Source organism: Pontibacter vulgaris, assembly GCF_022758145.1.
Lineage (GTDB): Bacteria > Bacteroidota > Bacteroidia > Cytophagales > Hymenobacteraceae > Pontibacter > Pontibacter vulgaris.
This window is the reverse complement of the sequence record NZ_JAJVDH010000003.1, coordinates 1,107,124-1,125,735: the sequence shown is the minus strand read 5'-3', so window position 1 is coordinate 1,125,735 and position 18,612 is coordinate 1,107,124. Positions and strand designations below refer to the sequence as shown.

General features: G+C 45.7%; 13 protein-coding genes. 5 read left to right on the top strand and 8 right to left on the bottom strand.

Annotated elements, in window-relative coordinates; translation table 11 throughout:
- Positions 1-22: 22 nt before the first annotated feature.
- A complete protein-coding gene (locus LWP20_RS10125; protein WP_242928005.1) occupies positions 23-397 on the top strand; it encodes a hypothetical protein in 375 nt (124 codons plus the stop codon).
- A gap of 56 nt (positions 398-453) precedes the next feature.
- On the opposite strand, the gene LWP20_RS18360 is transcribed toward LWP20_RS10125, so the two are convergent.
- The 3 genes from LWP20_RS18360 to purQ all read right to left on the bottom strand — a co-directional run bounded on the left by LWP20_RS18360 (position 454) and on the right by purQ (position 1,934).
- The gene (locus LWP20_RS18360) at positions 454-666 is read right to left on the bottom strand and encodes a hypothetical protein (RefSeq protein WP_367615745.1); all 213 of its coding nucleotides are present in this window, start codon (positions 664-666) and stop codon (positions 454-456) included.
- A gap of 21 nt (positions 667-687) precedes the next feature.
- Positions 688-1,074: a SulP family inorganic anion transporter gene (locus LWP20_RS18355; protein WP_367615744.1), complete on the bottom strand. Its 387-nt coding sequence runs from the start codon at positions 1,072-1,074 to the stop codon at positions 688-690.
- Positions 1,075-1,241: 167 nt separating this feature from the next.
- Positions 1,242-1,934 (bottom strand): phosphoribosylformylglycinamidine synthase subunit PurQ, encoded by a 693-nt coding sequence (gene purQ, locus LWP20_RS10115; protein ID WP_242928004.1) that lies wholly within the window; start codon positions 1,932-1,934, stop codon positions 1,242-1,244.
- A gap of 132 nt (positions 1,935-2,066) precedes the next feature.
- On the opposite strand from purQ, the gene LWP20_RS10110 reads away from it, so the two are divergent.
- The 4 genes from LWP20_RS10110 to LWP20_RS10095 all read left to right on the top strand — a co-directional run bounded on the left by LWP20_RS10110 (position 2,067) and on the right by LWP20_RS10095 (position 6,389).
- A complete protein-coding gene (locus tag LWP20_RS10110; protein ID WP_242928003.1) occupies positions 2,067-2,948 on the top strand; it encodes a YicC/YloC family endoribonuclease in 882 nt (293 codons plus the stop codon).
- Between the two features lie 371 nt (positions 2,949-3,319).
- Positions 3,320-4,120 carry a M57 family metalloprotease gene (locus LWP20_RS10105; protein WP_242928002.1) on the top strand — a complete coding sequence of 267 codons (801 nt, stop codon included), beginning with the start codon at positions 3,320-3,322 and terminating at the stop codon, positions 4,118-4,120.
- A gap of 247 nt (positions 4,121-4,367) precedes the next feature.
- A complete protein-coding gene (locus tag LWP20_RS10100; protein ID WP_242928001.1) occupies positions 4,368-5,168 on the top strand; it encodes a M57 family metalloprotease in 801 nt (266 codons plus the stop codon).
- Between the two features lie 417 nt (positions 5,169-5,585).
- Complete coding sequence (locus LWP20_RS10095) at positions 5,586-6,389, top strand: M57 family metalloprotease (RefSeq protein ID WP_242928000.1); 804 nt, start codon at positions 5,586-5,588, stop codon at positions 6,387-6,389.
- A 70-nt stretch (positions 6,390-6,459) separates the two neighbouring features.
- Here LWP20_RS10095 and LWP20_RS10090 read toward each other — a convergent pair whose 3' ends face one another.
- From LWP20_RS10090 to sov, 5 genes are all read right to left on the bottom strand, one after another.
- Positions 6,460-9,123, bottom strand: coding sequence for a S8 family serine peptidase (locus LWP20_RS10090; protein WP_242927999.1), 2,664 nt, complete (start codon positions 9,121-9,123; stop codon positions 6,460-6,462).
- Between the two features lie 152 nt (positions 9,124-9,275).
- On the bottom strand, positions 9,276-10,547 hold the full coding sequence (locus LWP20_RS10085; RefSeq protein WP_242927998.1) for a M28 family metallopeptidase: 1,272 nt from the start codon (positions 10,545-10,547) through the stop codon (positions 9,276-9,278).
- Between the two features lie 45 nt (positions 10,548-10,592).
- Complete coding sequence (locus LWP20_RS10080) at positions 10,593-10,928, bottom strand: VanZ family protein (protein ID WP_242927997.1); 336 nt, start codon at positions 10,926-10,928, stop codon at positions 10,593-10,595.
- A 59-nt stretch (positions 10,929-10,987) separates the two neighbouring features.
- Positions 10,988-11,368 (bottom strand): glycine cleavage system protein GcvH, encoded by a 381-nt coding sequence (gcvH, locus tag LWP20_RS10075; protein WP_242927996.1) that lies wholly within the window; start codon positions 11,366-11,368, stop codon positions 10,988-10,990.
- A gap of 60 nt (positions 11,369-11,428) precedes the next feature.
- Complete coding sequence (gene sov / locus LWP20_RS10070; protein ID WP_242927995.1) at positions 11,429-18,604, bottom strand: T9SS outer membrane translocon Sov/SprA; 7,176 nt, start codon at positions 18,602-18,604, stop codon at positions 11,429-11,431.
- Positions 18,605-18,612: the final 8 nt, after the last annotated feature.

Here is an 18,612-nt window from a genome sequence, read left to right as displayed (position 1 = left end):
CTTGAACAAACTTCGCAAACCCATGAAACAAGTATCTTATAGCTCCTTGCTCGCATTAATGTTACTGTCGCTTTTTATAGTTGCAGAGTTAGCTGTATCTGACCGATTCGATTTGATTGGTAAAGCTTTGAGTACAGGTTTACCAAGAGTTATATTACCCCTGATCATAGTTACCCTAATTACACATTTAATTACTGTTAAAACCCGATTGATAGCATCTACTACTTTTATGGCCAGATTGATTGCAGGTGTGGTCTTATTAGCTTTGGCTGTTGCAGCTTTCACCCTGTTTGAAAAATTCCCGTTACTGGATGATCTTATTTTAGCAGTTGCTTTCTTTGCGTGTATTATGGTTAGCTATAGTATGGTTAATAAACTGATGTTAGCTAGAAGTTAAGTATAACAGCAAGCTATAAAACAAAAGCCCTGAAGTATAACTTCAGGGCTTTTGTTTTATAGCTTATCAGTTAATACCGCATAATGTGGGTCTTCGAGAATATTCACATCGATTACATCCTGGGCGTTGGCAAGCAGGCGGCGACAGTCTTCGCTGAGGTGGCGCAGGTGCAGCTTGTTACCGGCATTCCGGTACCGCTCGGTTAATTTGTTCAGCGCATCAATCCCCGACATATCGGCCACACGACTTACCTTAAAATCAATGATCACTTCCGCAGGTCGTTTTGCACATCAAACTTTTCGGAGAAGGCCGTTACAGATCCAAAGAACAGCGGGCCATAACTCTACTGTTTTGATATCGATGTTAAAACCCAGCACTACTATAAACACTACTATAATAGCGACCAGCGAGGCAGGTATAGCTTTGGTAATTTTCGGGAAGAGAAGTATTATTGCTATAGTTAGCGCTACCAGGCCAAGCATGATCCAGAGCGGTTCGCCGGTTAGCCACGTAGTTTGGCCGTTAACTATCGTTTTAAACTGCCCCAGTTGCGGGGTAAAAATGATAACCGCCAGGCCATTTACAAAACCATACATTACCGGTTGCGGCACCAGCCTGATAAATTTGCCCAGCTTAAACAGGCCAACCAATATCTGAAGTATACCGGCCATAGCCACAGCTGCAAAAACATACTGGCTGAAATCGAAAAGCCTTCATCCTTGTTTCATTAAGATCCGGCAAAGGATAAGTATAAAAAGCCCCGCCTGTTGTAGCAAGCGGGGCTTCTGGTATAAACTATAAACTATAAAGTATAATGGCTTGAGTCTAAAGTCTGGCGTCTAACCTACGCGTTTACCATATCAAGTATAGATTCGAAAATAGCGCGGCCGTCAGTGTTAGCAAGGTCAGCGTCTACAGCGCGTTCCGGGTGCGGCATCATACCAAACACGTTTTTCTTCTCGTTGGCTACACCGGCAATGTTTAACAAGCTGCCGTTTATGTTGTAGATCTCGTGCGTATCGGCAATGTTGCTGCTATACTTAAACATGATCTGGTCGTTGTCTTCCAGTTTGCGCAGCGTGTCTTTATCGGCGTGGTAGCGGCCGTCGCCATGGGCAACTGGTATTTTGTAAGCTTTGTCCAGGTCCAGGTGGCGTGTTGGTAACAAACCATTCGTAACCGGCTTAATGTATACGTTGTCGCAGATAAATTTTCGGTTTGCATTAGGCAGCAGTGCGCCTGGTAGCAAACCGGCTTCCGTTAAAATCTGGAAACCGTTGCAGATACCCATTACATAACCACCGCGGTTGGCATGCTGCACCACTTCCTGCATAATAGGCGAGAAACGGGCAATGGCACCTGAACGCAGGTAATCACCATAAGAGAAACCACCTGGCAGCAGTATAAAGTCACAACCCTGCAGGTCGTGGTCTTTGTGCCATAGTTTAACAACTTCCTGTTGCATGCCCACGCTTAGAGCATCTACAAGGTCTTGGTCGCAGTTGGACCCCGGGAAAACGACTACACCAAATTTCATACTTCAAAGTTAAATAAATATTAATAGGGCTGCACGCATAAGTTTGCATTTAATAGCTTTAAGCTGTGCAGGCACTAAAATCTGAAGAATTATACTTAATTTGCCAGAGTATCACTATTATAAAAAGAGCTTATGTTACAATCCATGACAGGCTTTGGAAGTGCCCGGCAAGATGCCGATCAGTATTCCATTTCAGTAGAAATCCGTTCGCTTAATTCTAAAAGTATGGATTTAGGTGTGCGCCTGCCCCGTTTTTTAAGCGAGTTTGAGTACGAAATAAGAAATATGCTTACAAAAGCGCTGGTTCGTGGTAAAGTAAGCATTTGTATAGATTATACTAAAAATAAAGCCCAGAAAGCTAAAAGCACTATTAACAAAGAATTGCTTCGTGCCTATTATTCCGAACTGAACGAAGCAGCTGATATGGTGGGTGGGCAGAAGAATGATCTTTTCCGGTTAGCACTGCACATGCCTGATGTTTTGCAGCAGGACCAGGGCGAAGACGAAAGCACCGGCGCAGACTGGAGCATTGTGCAGCCTTTGGTAGAAGAGGCGCTGGCCAATATAAATACTTTCCGTGCCGATGAGGGCAAAGCGCTAACTGCCGAGATCATGTCATACGTAGATAAAATCCGGATTTTGCTGGCCGAAATTGAAAAGCACGACCCGGTACGTATGGAGCACATTCGTGCACGTATTAAAGGCCATTTAACAGATATCGGTACCTCTGAACATTTCGACAAGAACAGATTTGAGCAGGAGATGATATACTTTATGGAGAAGCTGGATATTGCCGAAGAAAAAGTGCGCCTGATAAACCACCTGCATTATTTTACTGAAACCGTATACTTGCCAGAACCTACCGGTAAGAAACTTGGCTTTATTGCCCAGGAAATTGGTCGCGAAATAAATACCATAGGCTCCAAGGCTAACGATGCAACCATACAGCATTATGTGGTAGAGATGAAGGAAGAGCTGGAGAAGATAAAAGAGCAGATAAATAACATACTTTAATTATACCTTATTATAGTATAGCTAACGGCTGTTGCTTTTACAAAGTAACAGCCGTTTTTTATGCTTATACAAAGTGTAGTTTATTCTTTTTAACCCTTCCATACTTTACCTACTACCGGATAATAAAACTTGATAATAAAGCCTGCTCTGAGAAGGTGCAAACCATCAGAAATTAATGTTATTCCATCTACTTTATCGGAAATTTGATGTTTTAAAGTGATTAAATAATCATATTATTTAGTGGTACAACATGGATGTAATAACACCTGAATATTTATATAAAAAACGCTTAAATAAGCTTTAAAACATTTTGATACTTTATTTATATATATTATATTTCATTTATGTTTAACTTAAAATTTTAAAACTTTATGAAATTAACACGCTTACTGTTCGCATCTGCTGTAATGGCATCATTCGCTCTTGTGTCTTGCCAGAAAGAAGAAGAGGCTACAAGCCAGGACGCCGTAAATCAAAAAACCATTGAGCAGATTTCTCAATTAGGTTTCAATACAAACAATGTGCAGCGCGCTGAGGGTGGCTATATAGTAGAAGGTGATATCTTCTTATCTGATAGCGAACTTAGCAGCACTGCTAAAGTTAATGCTTTACGCGTAGGTGAAGCTGAGCAGTACCGCACTACTAACCTGGTTCAAGGCCTGCCACGTGTGATTACTGTTAGCATGTCTACTTCATTGCCATCTTCTTACCTTCCGGCTTTAGATGAGGCTATTGCCCGTTATAATGCAGAAGGTTTGCAGATCACATTCCAGCGTGTAGCATCTGGTGGAGCTATTGATATTGTTGCTGCTCCAAAAAGCGCTCAGTACTTAGCATCTGCTGGTTTCCCTACTTCTGCAGGTGATCCTCATAACCAAATAAAAGTTGCTACAAGATACATTGGTACTGCTCCTAACCAGGCTTGGTTCGCTACCATCCTTGCACACGAGATGGGCCATTGCATCGGTTTCCGTCACACTGACTACATGGATCGTAGCTACTCTTGCGGTGGTTCTTACTCAAACGAAGGTGCTTCTACAGTAGGCGCTATCCTGATCCCAGGTACTCCATCTACACAGGATCCTAACTCATGGATGTTGGCTTGTATCGGTTCTGGCCAGAGCCGTCCGTTCAACGCAAACGATAAAACTGCTTTGAACTACCTGTACTAAGAAGTTAAAAACTTAGCTAAAAAGGGGTCTGCAATTATTTGCAGGCCCTTTTATTTTATAGGTATATGGAAGCTAGGATGTTATGAAGTTAAAATTTAAAAATAAATAGGTGAAGCAAAGTAACTTAATATTTATATAGAAGTATAACAAATCCTGATCAAGGTAACCACTTGATAACGAGCAATAAATATATATACCTACTATATAAACTGTCTTTTTTATTGTTTCACCTAAACTCTTTCATCTTATGAGAACAAAGTATTTACAACTCGGGTTAGCCCTGGCGCTTACAGTTGGTTTTGCCTCTTGCCAGCATGACGAAAATGTGGTTACCAATGATGCTGTTTCTCAGGCGGCACTCGATCAGATTGCAAAAGCCGGTTTTAACACCAACAATGTGCAGCGCATTGAGGAAGGTTACCTCGTAGAAGGCGACATTGTAGTAACCGAAGCTGAGCTTGCAACAGGAAGTAAGGTTAATGCTTTACGCGTAGGCAAAGCCGAGCAGTACCGCACCACAAACCTGGTAAAAGGCTTGCCACGTGTAATTACTATTAGCGTATCAGGCCAGTTGCCGAGTGCTTATGTAACAGCTACCGATGAGGCTATCAGACGTTACAATGCGCAAAGTCTGCAGATAACTTTCCGCAGGGTAAATTCAGGAGGCGATATCTCGCTGGTTAAGGCACCAGCAGGAGCCGGCTATTTAGCTTCAGCAGGTTTCCCTACTTCTAATGGAGATCCTTACAACCGTGTAAAGGTTAACTCTACCTACCTGGGCTCTAACCCGGGTACCAACTACCTGGCTACTATTCTGGCGCACGAGGTAGGCCATTGCATTGGTTTCCGCCACACTGACTACATGGACCGCAGCTACTCTTGTGGTGGATCGTACTCAAACGAAGGTGCCAGCACTGTAGGCGCTATACATATTCCAGGTACGCCAACAGGCCCTGATCCTAACTCCTGGATGCTGGCTTGTATCAGTTCCGGCCAGGATCGTCCTTTCAATAGCAACGATAGAAGCGCTTTAGGTTATTTGTACTAAGGCCGTTTAAGTATAAAATAATAAGGGCTGCCCACACATGTGTGGGCAGCCCTTATTATTTCTGTAGGGTAGTATGCTAAGATAAATCGTTACAATGTGATCAGCTTCAAAGTATGATAAGCAAATTTTAAGTATAAAGTAAAGTATAAACTGCTGTTATGTGCCTGGTGTATAAGGTAATTATAAAATTTCTTAAAAATATTTTTGCAGCGATGTTAGCACATCAATCCCGCCTGATTTAGATAAAAAGCTTACTGGCTAAATGCAATCGCATTATTTAGTGTTTAGACACATTTTATTGTGTTTATTTCATATTTATTTAATGTAACTAATTGGTTTAAAGTGAGTAATAGACTTGCTAATATATAGTATATTTATATATATTAGTACATGTTTCACTTAACCACTTTAAAACCTATGTTAACAAACAGATTACTCATTGGAGCCGCTTTCGTGGCAATGTTCAGCTTCGCTTCTTGCCAGCAGGAAGAAACCGAAGTAGCAGACAACAAAGTGTCGCAGACTACACTAGACATGATCGCCCAGGCGGGCTTCAGCACCCAGGGTGTTGAGCGCGTAGAGGGTGGCTATCTTGTAGAAGGCGACATCATGTTATCGGATGCTGATCTTGCCGAGAGAAGCAAGGTTAATGCGTTACGTGTAGGCGAAGCCGAGCAGTATCGCACCACAAACCTAGTAAGTGTAGGCTCTACTGCCCGTACTATCAAAGTGGCGATTACTACCAGCTTGCCGTCTTCGTATGTAACTGCGCTTGATGAAGCTATCCGTCGTTACAATGCCGAGAACCTGCGTATTAAATTCCAGCGCGTATCTTCTGGTTACGAGATCCTTTTCTCGAAAGCGCCAACAGGTTCTTCTTACCTGGCTTCTGCTGGTTTCCCATCAGGTGGCAACCCTTACAACAGCGTAAAGGTTAATTCTGATTACCTGGGTTCTAACCCGGGTACCAACTACCTGGCTACTATTCTGGCACATGAGGCTGGCCATTGCATTGGTTTCCGCCACACAGATTACATGGATCGTAGCTACTCTTGCGGTGGTGCTTACTCTAACGAAGGAGCTTCTACTGTAGGTGCAATCCAGATCCCAGGAACGCCAGCTGGCCCAGATCCTAATTCCTGGATGCTGGCTTGTATCGGATCTGGTGTGAACCGTTACTTCAACTCTAACGACAGAACAGCTCTTAACTACCTGTACTAAGCAGCAAGTAGTTTTGCATAAGAAAAGCCCTGCAGTTTTGCAGGGCTTTTTTGTTTTAGCAGCTTTTAGCTTAAAGTATGATTACCCGGCTTGAAGAAGTGAATTTTCCGTTTTCGCTCCGTGCACGCACAATATAAAGTCCGGCGGGCAGGTTAAGTGTAGATAGTGTTTTAATAGCTCCTAACTCTGTAGATTCCCGCACCAACCGGCCTAACTGATCAAAAAGCTGTAATGTTACCGGGTCGGCCTCTACCAGAACACTTAAATCCTGCCCTGAAGCTACCGGGTTAGGTGCCACCTGCATAAACTTTTCATTTACGAAGTATGCTGTTTCAGACTGGCTGTAGTATGACTGGTTGGCTTTGCTGACTACTCTGGCCCTGTAAATATTTTGCCCCAGTTTTGGTGCAGGGTCTGAAAGCTCGGAGGTTAATTGTGTAACCGGATTTATACTTTTGATTGTCTGGAACATACCTTTTTCATCTGCCCTTTCCAAGCTTATAGAGGCCAGTTCGTATAGTGTGCTCAGTTCGAGGTTAAAAACTATGGTATTGCCAACTATAAAGCGCGGCAGGAAATTTTTAATGTAACAAGTATAACCAACACGATCAGAAGCGATGGTACTGCCATAAGCGCCTTCAATGCCTTGTACAATTGGCGCTACCGTAAACCGGCTGCTTGTGAGCTGGCTTTTATCTGCTACAAGTATAGTATCGGGGGTAAGGGCCAGTGGCTCCAGGTAAGTATCGCCGAGCTGGTATACCTGGTATTGTAGTGCCCCGGCAGCCTCTGGCCAGAACAGCATTAGTTTGTTATCGCAATCGTAGCCAACTTTTAGCGCAAGTTCATTTGCAAGTATAAAACTGCCGGAAGTTATACTTTGGCTGCCAGCGCTTAAACGAAGCTGCGCAACTTGCACATTATCGGGTGCCTGCCAATCAAAGTAGCCTGTCGCTATATCAACTGCATCATTTACCAGCGTCCAGGTATTGCTGCCTGCGCTTTTATATTCCAGTTTGCCGGTGGCAGCTTGTTTGGAGCCATCCCAACGTATGCGGTTTATACTTTCGGGTATCAGGCTGCTTCCCTGCACCGGGTATGTCCATTCCAGGCCTTTTTCATATTCATAAACCAGACTGAAATCTTTTGCACCTTCGCTAACTTGGTAGCCTTTAACTTTCAAAGTATAAGTTCCTGCTTCCGGAGCAGAAATGGTAATCTGCTCTACATTGTTCAAGTGGTCAGCACGGCGCTTGGCAGGTAGTTTAAGCGAGTCGGGATGAGGAAAAGTACTGAGAACCCATGGTTGCCAGGTCAGGCCGGTACCGCTTTGCTGTACTGTTAAATCCAGGTCGTTGATGAGGGCTCTGGAAGCATTGGCTTCTGCTTCGGGGTCGTGCCATACCAGGGTAACTTTCAGCTCATGTGCATCAGCTGGTACTGTAATGGTAAACGTCTTTTCTTCGTTCTGAGCTACAGCAGCAATTACAAACCGTTTATCCAACATAGTTTTCAGCGCTCCCTTTGCATCGGTGTTTCCAAAACCCGAATCAAAATCCACGGCCGGCCGGGCTGCATCATCAGCACTGTTTATAAGTATGGCTTTTACCAATGCTGCCGGAGGCAAGGTGCCGTTGTGGTTGTCGCGGTAACTTTGCTGCAACAGCAGCGATACGCCAGATACCAGCGCAGCAGCCTCAGAAGTGCCACCTTTGCCATAAGCAACAAGTTCGGGCTTTACACGGCCATCGTAAGTGGGGCCTTTTGAGCTGCGCGCACCAATCTGTCTGTTAGCCTCAATGGCACCTACACTCAGCGTATTTTTAGATGTTTTAAATTGCCCCGTCAGGTTAGCCATGCCTGCAATGCCTTTGTATGGGTTGTCCACGGCAGTTTCTGTGCCACTGTTACCCGACGAAAATACGTGCAGCAGTTGCGGGTAAGTATAAGTCTGTTTGTCGTAGGCAGCGGCTTCTAACCCATAATAGTTCTCTACTCCAACGCCATAGGAATGATTTTGTACCGAAACGCCAACAGCTAAAAGTTGCTCGCTGCTTTCAGGCATCAGTTCCTTAAAATCCGAAGAAACCAGTTTGGCTTTGCGGGCAACTCCTTTACCTAAGGGCGAAGAATTACCTGCGCCTGCTATTATAGTTGCCATAGTTGTTGCATGTGCAGATTGGGTGCTGCTGGCCTGCGGCGATGGCAGTGTTCTGTTCTTTAAATCAATATCGGTAGGGTCAAAGGCATCTTCTTTTACCGATGCAACCAGGTTTTCGCCGTTTACCTGTGGGTAAATGCTGTGCACATAGTTGATTTTGTTAAAGGTAAGGTCTGCATCCTTAAATTCAGATTCTTCGCGTGGGCTACGGTTGGGCTTATCAATAAACGTAACATACGGGCTGGATATAAGCTGCTTCAGTTCGCTGTCGGCTACATCTGATACAAGTATGATATTTTTATAACCGGCTACTTTGGTCGTGTTAATACTTAGTTTTTGCTCTTGCAGCCACTTTAAAAACAGAGCGCTGTCCTTAACCTGCACGCGGAATTTGCCTGCTGAGGACTGCCGGGCATCATTTTGCTGCAATGCCGGGGCTAATTTTTTTTGTTCTGTCTGGTCTAAAAACGTATTGTCTTTTTTCTGGGCAAACAGCCCTAACGGAAGGCAGGATAAAAGTACCGCCCCAAGAAAAGCCGGCAAAGCATGTAAGCGCATACGTTTTGGTTTCATAGACAGGTAAGCTGTAAGTATAAACGGCTAAGGCACTAAAGCAGAATATTAAATCTAATGAATTGGCCCTGCAAAGGCAAGCTCCTGGAGTATAGTATGAATCAATATTTCTGATAAATTTAGCCTGGCTGACTTTGGCTAAAGTATAAACGCTACTGCAATTGCGCTGTAAATGCTGTTATTAGTTTAAACACTTCCGGAAAGCGTGTAAGTGGTAGTTGCTCAGCTTTGTCGTTTGTGTTGTGGTAAGCAGTGGTGCCGCCCAAAGTATAAAAAAAGAAAGCAGGCACACCTTTTTCTGAAAAAGGGAAATGATCGGAGTTGGCTGCCCTGCCGCGGCTTCTGATTTGAGTAAGGTAATGCTGCTGTTGGTTGAGTTGGGTTAGCAGGTTAAATTCCTTCGGATGTATACTTCCATTCACAACCATCATACCATCATCGCCGGTGCCCAGCAAATCCAGGTTAACCAGGAACCTGATCTGGCCTAGCGGAAACAGCGGATTTTGCACAAAATGATAAGAGCCCAGCAAACCTGCTTCTTCGGCTGCAAATGCTATAAAGGCCATGCTATACTTTGGTTTGTTTTCGGGCTGGCTATAGTGGTGTGCTAACTCAAGTAACATGGCCGTGCCGCTGGCATTGTCGTTTGCTCCCGGAAAGTATACATCTTTACCTTGACCGCCCAAATGGTCGTAGTGCGCCGAAAAAACAATGAAAGAATCAGGTTTTATACTACCTTCCACAAACGCCACCACATTTTGGGTTTTATAGTTCTGCGCCATATCAGCCTGAATGTTATACTTTACTTTGCGGGTTTGGGTAGGCCAGGCTGTTGTTTTTACCTCCAATACTGGTAGGGTTTGTTGCCGTGCCACCGGAGTTAAGAGTTCTTTAGGCTGAAGTATAATTTGCAGCTTAGCAGCCTGCAATTGTTTCTGGTAGGGCTCCGGAAGTTTAATTAGCTTCTGCTTGTCCTGCTGTCGGTAAAGTATGGCTTTCTTTTTCAGGGGCTGAGAGAAGAACTTGCTGGCAACGGTGGTATCTGTAAAAACGAGTGTATCCAGGGCCAGCACTTTCGCCTTGCCTTTGCCCGAAGCCGAGGCGGCACCCGCAACAAAATCTTCACCGGCAGTTAATTTAATTTTATCGGCTTGTAGTTGCGGAGTGGCGGTAATACGGTTTACTGTTAAGCTGAAAGGTTGGAAATAGCTGCTCCCAAAACTTTTGAGGCCAGCCGAGCGGAAAGTATAACTGATAAGATCTGCTGCTTTTTTATCGCCATCAAAAATATAGCCGCGGCCATGCATGGCTGGCGAACACAGCGTATCAATGGTCTGACGCACGCGGTTCATTTGCTGTGCATGTATAAGTGTTGCCGGCAGGCAAAGCAGTAGCACTAAGTATAAAGTATAAACTTGCTTCATCTGCGAAAGATAAGCAGCTATAGTTTAGATTGCTACCAGAAAATATCAGCGTTTGTAGATGATCTTGAAAAGCAGAATGCCCAGGAAACAGCCGATCGTATTGCTCAGCACATCCATGATATCGCCATGGCGGCCTGCTTGCGAAATATGCTGAATCAGCTCAATGGTGACACCAAACAGGAAGCATGTGGCAAGAGATACGCGGATGGCGTAATGGCGTAGTTTGGTATAAGTATATTGTTTAGACATGCCTACGATCATCAGGAAGGTAAGTATGGCAAACATGAACCCGTGGGCAAAAGAGTCGAAGGAGAGGAGGTCCCAGATAGAGAGGGACTGCGGCATAGAAGAAGTGGGCAGCAATGTCGTTAAAAGGATCATTGCTGCCCACAAAATGGTAAATAGGTTATACCTTAAAATCAACCTACTTTATTTATTTGTTAGTGGCCAATCAGCTCTTTGTAAGCTTCTGCAGTAAGCAGCTCGTTTACTTCGCCAGTATTGCTTACAGACATTTTAATGATCCAACCATCGCCGTAAGGGTCAGAGTTTACCAGTTCAGGGCTAGCCTCAAGTTTATCATTAAACTCCAGCACAGTACCGCTTAATGGGCTGTAAAGGTCAGATACAGTTTTAACGGCCTCTACAGTACCGAAAACTTCTTCTTTGCTGATCTCTTTGTCTACAGTGTCGATGTCTACATACACGATGTCACCCAGTTCGCTCTGCGCAAAATCTGTGATGCCTACATAGGCTACATCGCCTTCGATACGCACCCACTCATGGTCTTTTGTATACTTTAGGTTTTCAGGTAGGTTCATTTGTTATTTCTGTTAATTATGACTCGTCAAAAATACAGCCTTTTTCGCAATGCCAAAATATTATTGCAAACTAACTCGTACCTGTACACCGCCCTCTGAAACACTGCTTCTGAATGAGGTGGAGATCTTAGGGTCTGATACGGTTCTCAACACATAGAACTGCAGGTTTACGCGCTGGCTGAGCACATAATCTACGGTAGGGCGCAGTTGCAGTTGCATAGTTCCGTTAGTTATCTGGTTCTGGCTGCGCTCGTTCCCGGCATCGTCTCGGGCAATGGCACGCTGTACTGTCTGGTTATCACGCACCGAGAAATCCAGGCGCATGGTCAGTTCATTCTCCAATACTTTGCGCGAGCCGCCAATTCTGAATGGTATTCTGAAATTGGTGGTGCTGTAGCCAAAACCCAGTACGTAATCTTTCACGTTGGTTTCGGTTACCTGCGCGTTGGTCAGGTTTAGCGACAGGTTACGCTCCATGTTGTACTGCACACGGCCTGTGAAGTTTGTCTTCGTACGGAAGTTAACGCCTACCAGCGGTGCCATGCGCTCTACAACTGTCAGTTGGCTCACAATATAGTAAGGCACAATCTGGCCAAAGTCGTTTTTATTGTCTGGATAACCAGCAGGCGCACTCTGGTAAGCCAGCGACGATGTAAAGCTTGTGATGTTATAGCTGGAGTTATAAGCATGCGTAAGATTAACCTGGCTGAACCACTGCTGGAAGAAAGGCAACTGTGACAGCCCGTTGTAATCGATGCGCCAGTTTGGAATTGGCAGTCGGCTGAACGGATTTTTATCTCTTGCCTTGTAACCGTTAATATCGCGCCCTTGGTACGCATACAGGAACGACTCCAGCAATACATCCTGCGAGTTCAAAGTATAACCTGAGTCGCCGGCAGCGGCATTGGCATTGGTTAACTTATCGCGCACATTATACCTGTTCCGGATAAAATCTTCAAACGCTGCGGAAGTACCCCTGTCGTTCGCTTCGAATAAAGTGCCCAGAGCCAGGAACGATGTGCTGAAAGAGCCTGTGTTGATCGGGTTCTGACGCTGGTTGATCTCACCTACTTCGCCGAAATCATTAAATTCTTTGCGGTAAAATACTTCCTCAATTTCCGATTTGTTGTGGCGGGCATCCAGTTGCAGGTTAAAACTTTTAAATGGCTCCAGATTAGCACGAGCTGTAAAGGTTTCTGTATTTATAGCGCTTAGCGGCGTGTTCAGGTACTGGCTGCTATCAGTGTACCAGCCATTGCTGAAAGCGCGGTTATACAGGTTATCAAGGTCATACTGCCTGCCAAGTATAAACGGCAGGCCAGGGGCATCAAAACCATCATCAAAACCCAGCACTTTGGTAGTTGGCAGGTAGCCAGGCAGCATGGTACCACGGTTCTGTAAGTATGTAAAGTTGATAGAGCGCGTCATCATCAGCACACGAGCCAGCGACCTGGCAACCTTCATATCAGAGCCGGCTGGTTTTGCTGTTGTATCCGCTGGTGTTTTAGGGCGGGCTGCCGGTGCAGGCGTATTTACTTCTTTCAGGAACTTCACCTTGTTGTAAAGTTTTACTAGATCGAAGCGGCCATTTACGCTGAACTCGGTGCTGTTCTCAACTGTATTACCCAGTCTGAAGTTTGCGTCCTGGTTTAGGGCCGTAGACCCGGCTGTCCAGATATAAGTAGCGGCATAGCGCGTTTCGGCACCCAGCCAATCCGTCAGCGGGAATTTATCCAGCGGGAGTTTATAGTTGATAGCTGCTAACTGGTTAAAGTTAGTGTTTCGGCCGCCACGGCGCAGGTTCTCCCAAATAATCTTGTTTTTATACTTAAGTGAGTCTATGTCATTATCGATCCGGAAATCCGGTTCATCTACAACAGCACGGTTGGTAGCCGTATAGTCCAGCGAGAGGCTCTTGCTCATATCCCACTTCAGGTCGTAAATGCGGTTAAAGTAAAAGTATTTCTGGAAAGTAGGTTCAATACCTCTTGTGGTGATCAAACCTGAACCCGGATCGCGGCGCTGAAGGAATGTTTCGTTATACCTTCTGTCCAGGTCGGCTCGGAAGGCAAAACGGCTTGGCAGCGGCGTAAAGTTAAGGTCTTTTATCAGGCGCAGGTATGGCGAGTTAAGCGCTTTAGCTTTTGCCAGCGGTGTATAGTTTTTAGGCGTAGCGGTGTAAGTATAAGCTATACCACCCGTATAGGTTTTAGTATAGTCGCGGTCGGTTTCGATGTTGGTAAACAGGCGCTCGCCATAAGAGTAGGAGAAAGCCAGGTTCTCGATATCATAAGGTTTGGCTTTCGCCTCCGGGTTCGTGCGCTCTTTGCGTACGTTCAGCAGGCTTATGCTTTTGCGTGTTTCCTGGGTAATTACTTCGCGTTTATAGTCTCTTTTTTCTGATGGCGAGTCAAAGCGTTTTAGTGACTCCTCCAGTGGCACGTCTTTATCCAGCGGGTCGAACTGCGGTTCGCTGCTCAGGGTGCCGTATTGCACCGACACCGGTACTTTAACACCTAACTTTTCAGGCAGAAACTTATCGGCTACAATGTTTGCGCTTACATCAAACTGTGCTGTGTTCTCGCGCGAGCGCTGGGCTATTTTCTGCTGCAAGCCTCCGAAACCAACTGTAGTATAAGCTCCTGTTGCGGTTAGGTTAGCAAAGTCTGCCAGTTTGGTATTCAGGCGTGCATTGGCAGCCCAGCCCGATTGGTTTTTAAAGTCAGTTACACGTAGCTCATCTACCCAAACACATACCGAATGCGGACGGCCATCGTCGTTTGCTTCGGTTGGGTTACGCAAGCCTATCATTACACTTTGTACTTCGCTGAAATCAGGGTTACCTACTATGCGTATTGTTTTGCCATTTATAGTTACCTCGTAAGGAATTCTTCTGTCAAAACCAGCCCTGTTACGTTCGTTTTTAGCATTTACAAAGTCTTCTAAGGCAATGTCAATTTCGTTTTCAGCTCGCCAGATGGCTTCGCGGGTGTTGCTGCCTGGTTGCGATATCTTAAGCGGTACCACGTATTCGTAGTAGTTTTGGGTATAATCGGTGCCGATACGCACGAAAGCCTGCACATCATCGTCTTGTGTGTTTACATCATCTGTTTGAGCATGTATAAACATTTTCAGGCGCTTGTAGATGAGCATGTCCAGGCTCAGGTTTTTGTATACAGCCTTCGAGAAAGAATCTTTCAGGTCTTCTACACAAAGCTGCAGCGACTGCTCATTCTGGCGGCGATCGTTGGTAGAGGCGTAATCGCGGAGGCGTTCTATGCCCGGTGGTAGTACATAAGGTATGGTGCCATCAGCCGACTCGCTGTTCTCTTCGACGTTAACAGTAGAAACTGTAAAGGTTTTAGCATCGTCTGTGCAGGTAAGACAAGGGTTACCATCCGTTATAGGCTGCAGGAACGTGCGCCACTGGTTAGCCACAAACTGGAACTGCACAAAGCGTAGCACCACCGGGTCGGCAAATTCGGTCATGTACATACGCATAAACCGGATAGACTTAAAGCTACTGATGTTGCCTACACTGGCTGTTGGCTGGCGTACCGGAATACGGAACTGGTACCAGGTTACTTTATCGCCATTTATGTTTTCGTGTACTACCTGGTCTACAACGTAATTCTGGCCAACATTTAGTTGCCCCGGCTTCAAACTGATTTTATATTCAAAGTACTGCTCCAGGTCGCTGAGAACGTTGTCTTTGTTCATGTCTTCTTTATCCGGGAAAGCATAGTTTGAGAAACGGCTGTTTTCCGGTGAGTTGTTCTCCATGCCGTTGAAGTTTTTGTAACGGGCAAGTACACCGGCATTGCGTTGGTCGTAAACCGGGTCCAAGTGGTGCAGGAAATTATCGCCGGAAGGGTCATCGATCACAGATTGCGGCACTGTGCCCGGAATCTGGTCCAGGAATCCGTTCTGGAATTTGTTACGCTCGTCGGCATCGTTTAAACCATCCAAACCAATGTCCTGGAACTGGCGCCCGCCCGGAACACCTGTAAAGGCATCGGTCAGGAACTGCTGTGTGGTTACGCGGCCCCAGATCGTTTCCTGTATACTTTGCACATCGCCGGCGGTGGTTGGCAAGCCGTTCTCAAATGAATAGCGGTTATCCCGTAATATGTCTTCCGATACGCTACCTAAGTTAAGTATAAGTTCACCGCCTTCAGTACTTGTAATCTGGTTGCCCTGGTCATCTTTGCGGCCATTTGGCCCTGTAATAAAAGGATCCATGAGCCAGAACTCCATGTACTCAATATTAGCATTATCAAAGTCGGTATCGAAGGTAATATCGCGGCTGATACCACCCCAGTTCTTCTTAGGGTCGCTTAATAAACGGCCTTGAGCATCCAGATTGGGATTATAGTTGTACTGGCCACGGTCTCGCGGGTAGTAAGCAAGGTCAAAGGTATATTCGTAGGTGTTGGCTACTTCCGGGTCGCGGCCCGGGAAAACTTCGTTGCGGCGTATGCCACGCACGTAATGATTTTTCAGATCGTCTTTGGTAATGTTGCCCGGTTTCAGGTTATCGCTGTCGCGGTAAAAGATCTGGTCTATAGTATACCAGGCCAGTTTAGCCCGGTTGTAAGAATATTGTAGGCCCGGACCTTGTACAAGTGGGGCAGGAGTAGCAGCCAGGCGCCAGCTTGCGTTGTTAAAGCCACCCAGGTTATAAGGTGTTTCTGCTCCTTCAAAGTCATCAACGTAAGAAGTACCCGCTTCATTTACAGGAGATTTGGAAGGAGCTGGCACCAGCTGTGCAAACTCACCGCTAAACGTTACGCTGGATGGCGCCTTTGTCTGGATAAGCGGGATTCTGTCGGTTAGCTTGGTCAGGAAACGAGACTCTTTGTTTATGTTGACGTCGAAACCATAAATGGTATTGTTGCTCGGTTCGTCGCCTATACTTACCCTGTTTATGTATGGCTGCTCGCTCAGGTGTAAAACGGTGGCACCAAGGTTTACATCGTTGTTCAGCCTGTAATCGAATCTGGCTCCGAGTAAAGCACGCGGTTGAATATTCAGCAGCTCAGCCTTTTCGTAGGTCACCCGCAGGTCGCTGGCAGAGCTGATGTAGCTTGGGTTAAGAATTTTGATGCGGCCAAGATCATAAAATACCTGGTAATCAGTGCCTTCTTCCAGGCGCGTACCTCCAGAGTATACAGCTACAGAGCCTTCTGCTATTCTAAAGCCCGGAAGTACGATCTCATCGGTTGAAGTGGCCTGAAAGCGGCCTTTTAAGAAAAACTTAGCCTTGGTAGTATTTTGCTGAGCATCTGTCTGGGTCTGTTCATACAATTCCTGGAATACATAGCGCTCTATTAGTTCCGGGTTGCCAGCTAACTTACCGGCCAGGTAACTACCGAAAGGTTCTACCTCCGGGAAGAAAATACGCCCTGTTTCAGGATCTATAGTTATGCCCTGCAAAAAGTCGAAGTTGCCGTCGCGTGGTTTGTCGTTGTTGGTGTTTACATTATCCAGGTTCAGTACTTCAATCAAAGGTATATTCTGGATAGCGCTTGGCTCTTTTATACTTGTGATATCTACACCTGTCTCGTCGTCTTTATAAATGATCTGGAACTGGAAATTCTGGCGGTTAAGCTGCGTGGCATCCAGGCTATACACGTTTTTCATCATCAGGTCCCAGGTCGGGAATTGTAATGATGGATTGGTAGCCTTCAGCAACTTCATGTGAATTACCTGGTCGTCGGAGCGGTTCTGGTAGTCTTCTATAAGCTCGCCTACTTTATAGGTTTTGCCATTGTAAGTATATTCAAAAGCTACACCCAGTACCTGATCTGGCAACAGGGTTGTGTTAAGTGAAATATGACCCAATTGCGGGTTAAATTTATACTCACGGGGGTCAAGTTTGCGCGCGCGTACGTGTTCAAAATCAACTGCTTTCTGTAAGCCGATGCTGGTCAGGTAATCATCTACACGGTTATTATCGCGGGCGGCGGTATTGTTGGCTATTAAACTATAGAGTTGGTTAGCATTGTTGTTTGCCGGGGCATTGGGATTGCTGCCCTGGAACTGGTCGCGGTACGGGTCCGCTTCGCCCAGGTCCATATAGGCTACCATGTTGCGCAGGTTTTCGGTAGAGCGGGTGTTGTTGGTTACATATAGCTCTAAACGGCGAATTACGATTCCGGAATTAACCAGCGGAAGGTTTTTAAGCGTGTTATCATACCGGCCCCGGAAAAACTGCGACAAAAAGTAATGGCGATCGCGGTCGTACTGGTCTATCCGAATTTCAAAGGGTTTGTTCTGCGCCCCGTTCTGTACTACAATTTCATCGTTGCGGCCGCGCACGTTAGAGGCAATAGCGGTTACGCCCAAGCGACCAAACTGCAGCTGTGTTTTTATACCAAAAAGGTTTTGGGCACCCGTAATAAGCGAATTGTTAAGCGGCAGGCTAACGTTACCCGCTTCCACTTTGCGTATGATCTCCTCTTCGTAGCCGGTGTAATCCAGCTTCATGTTGTTTTCGAAATCGAAATTGGCGTTGTTATCCCAGTTAAAGTTGATGCGCATTTTCTCACCGATCTTACCAACCAGGTTCAGCGATATGTTCTGCTCAAAATCAAAGTCGCCGGTGCGTTGCTGGCGCAAAGGTATAGTTGGGTTCTCGTTGCGGTTAAACCGTGCGCCAAACTTCAGCGATACGTTACCATTTGGCTGGATATCTACAAAGTTGCCACCAAAAATACGATCGAAAACAGGGCTGATATAGATCTTAGGCACCAGGCGTTTGCTGCTTACTACGCTTTCGCCATCCAGGCCTGCGGATTTACTCCGCCAGTAATCTCGTATAGACTGGCGCTGCTGCCACTCTGAGTATTCCTGCAACGTCATTGAAGAAGGCAATCTGTAATCGAGGTCGCCTATAGTTTCATCAATAGTATATTGTTGCAGGCTGTCATCCAGCTGCATATTGAGCTCTACATTGCCAGGCTGGCCCAATAGCAGGGGAGAAGCATTAGAACGGGTACTGAAAGGGTTGCCACGGCGGTCGCGGGGTACAAACGTAGGGCGGCGGCTCGGGATATATTTTTGCAGTTTAGAGGAATCTGTTTTAATAGTATCCTGTAAAAGCAGATTTTTGAAAAGAGAATAGTTAAACCTATTACGCGAGCGCACTTCTTCGGCCTGCGACCATAAAGCCAGCAAACAGATAGCAGCAACCGATGCCAGTAGCAGGTTGTTTTTTTTACTTTTCCAGATCAAATTGGGTA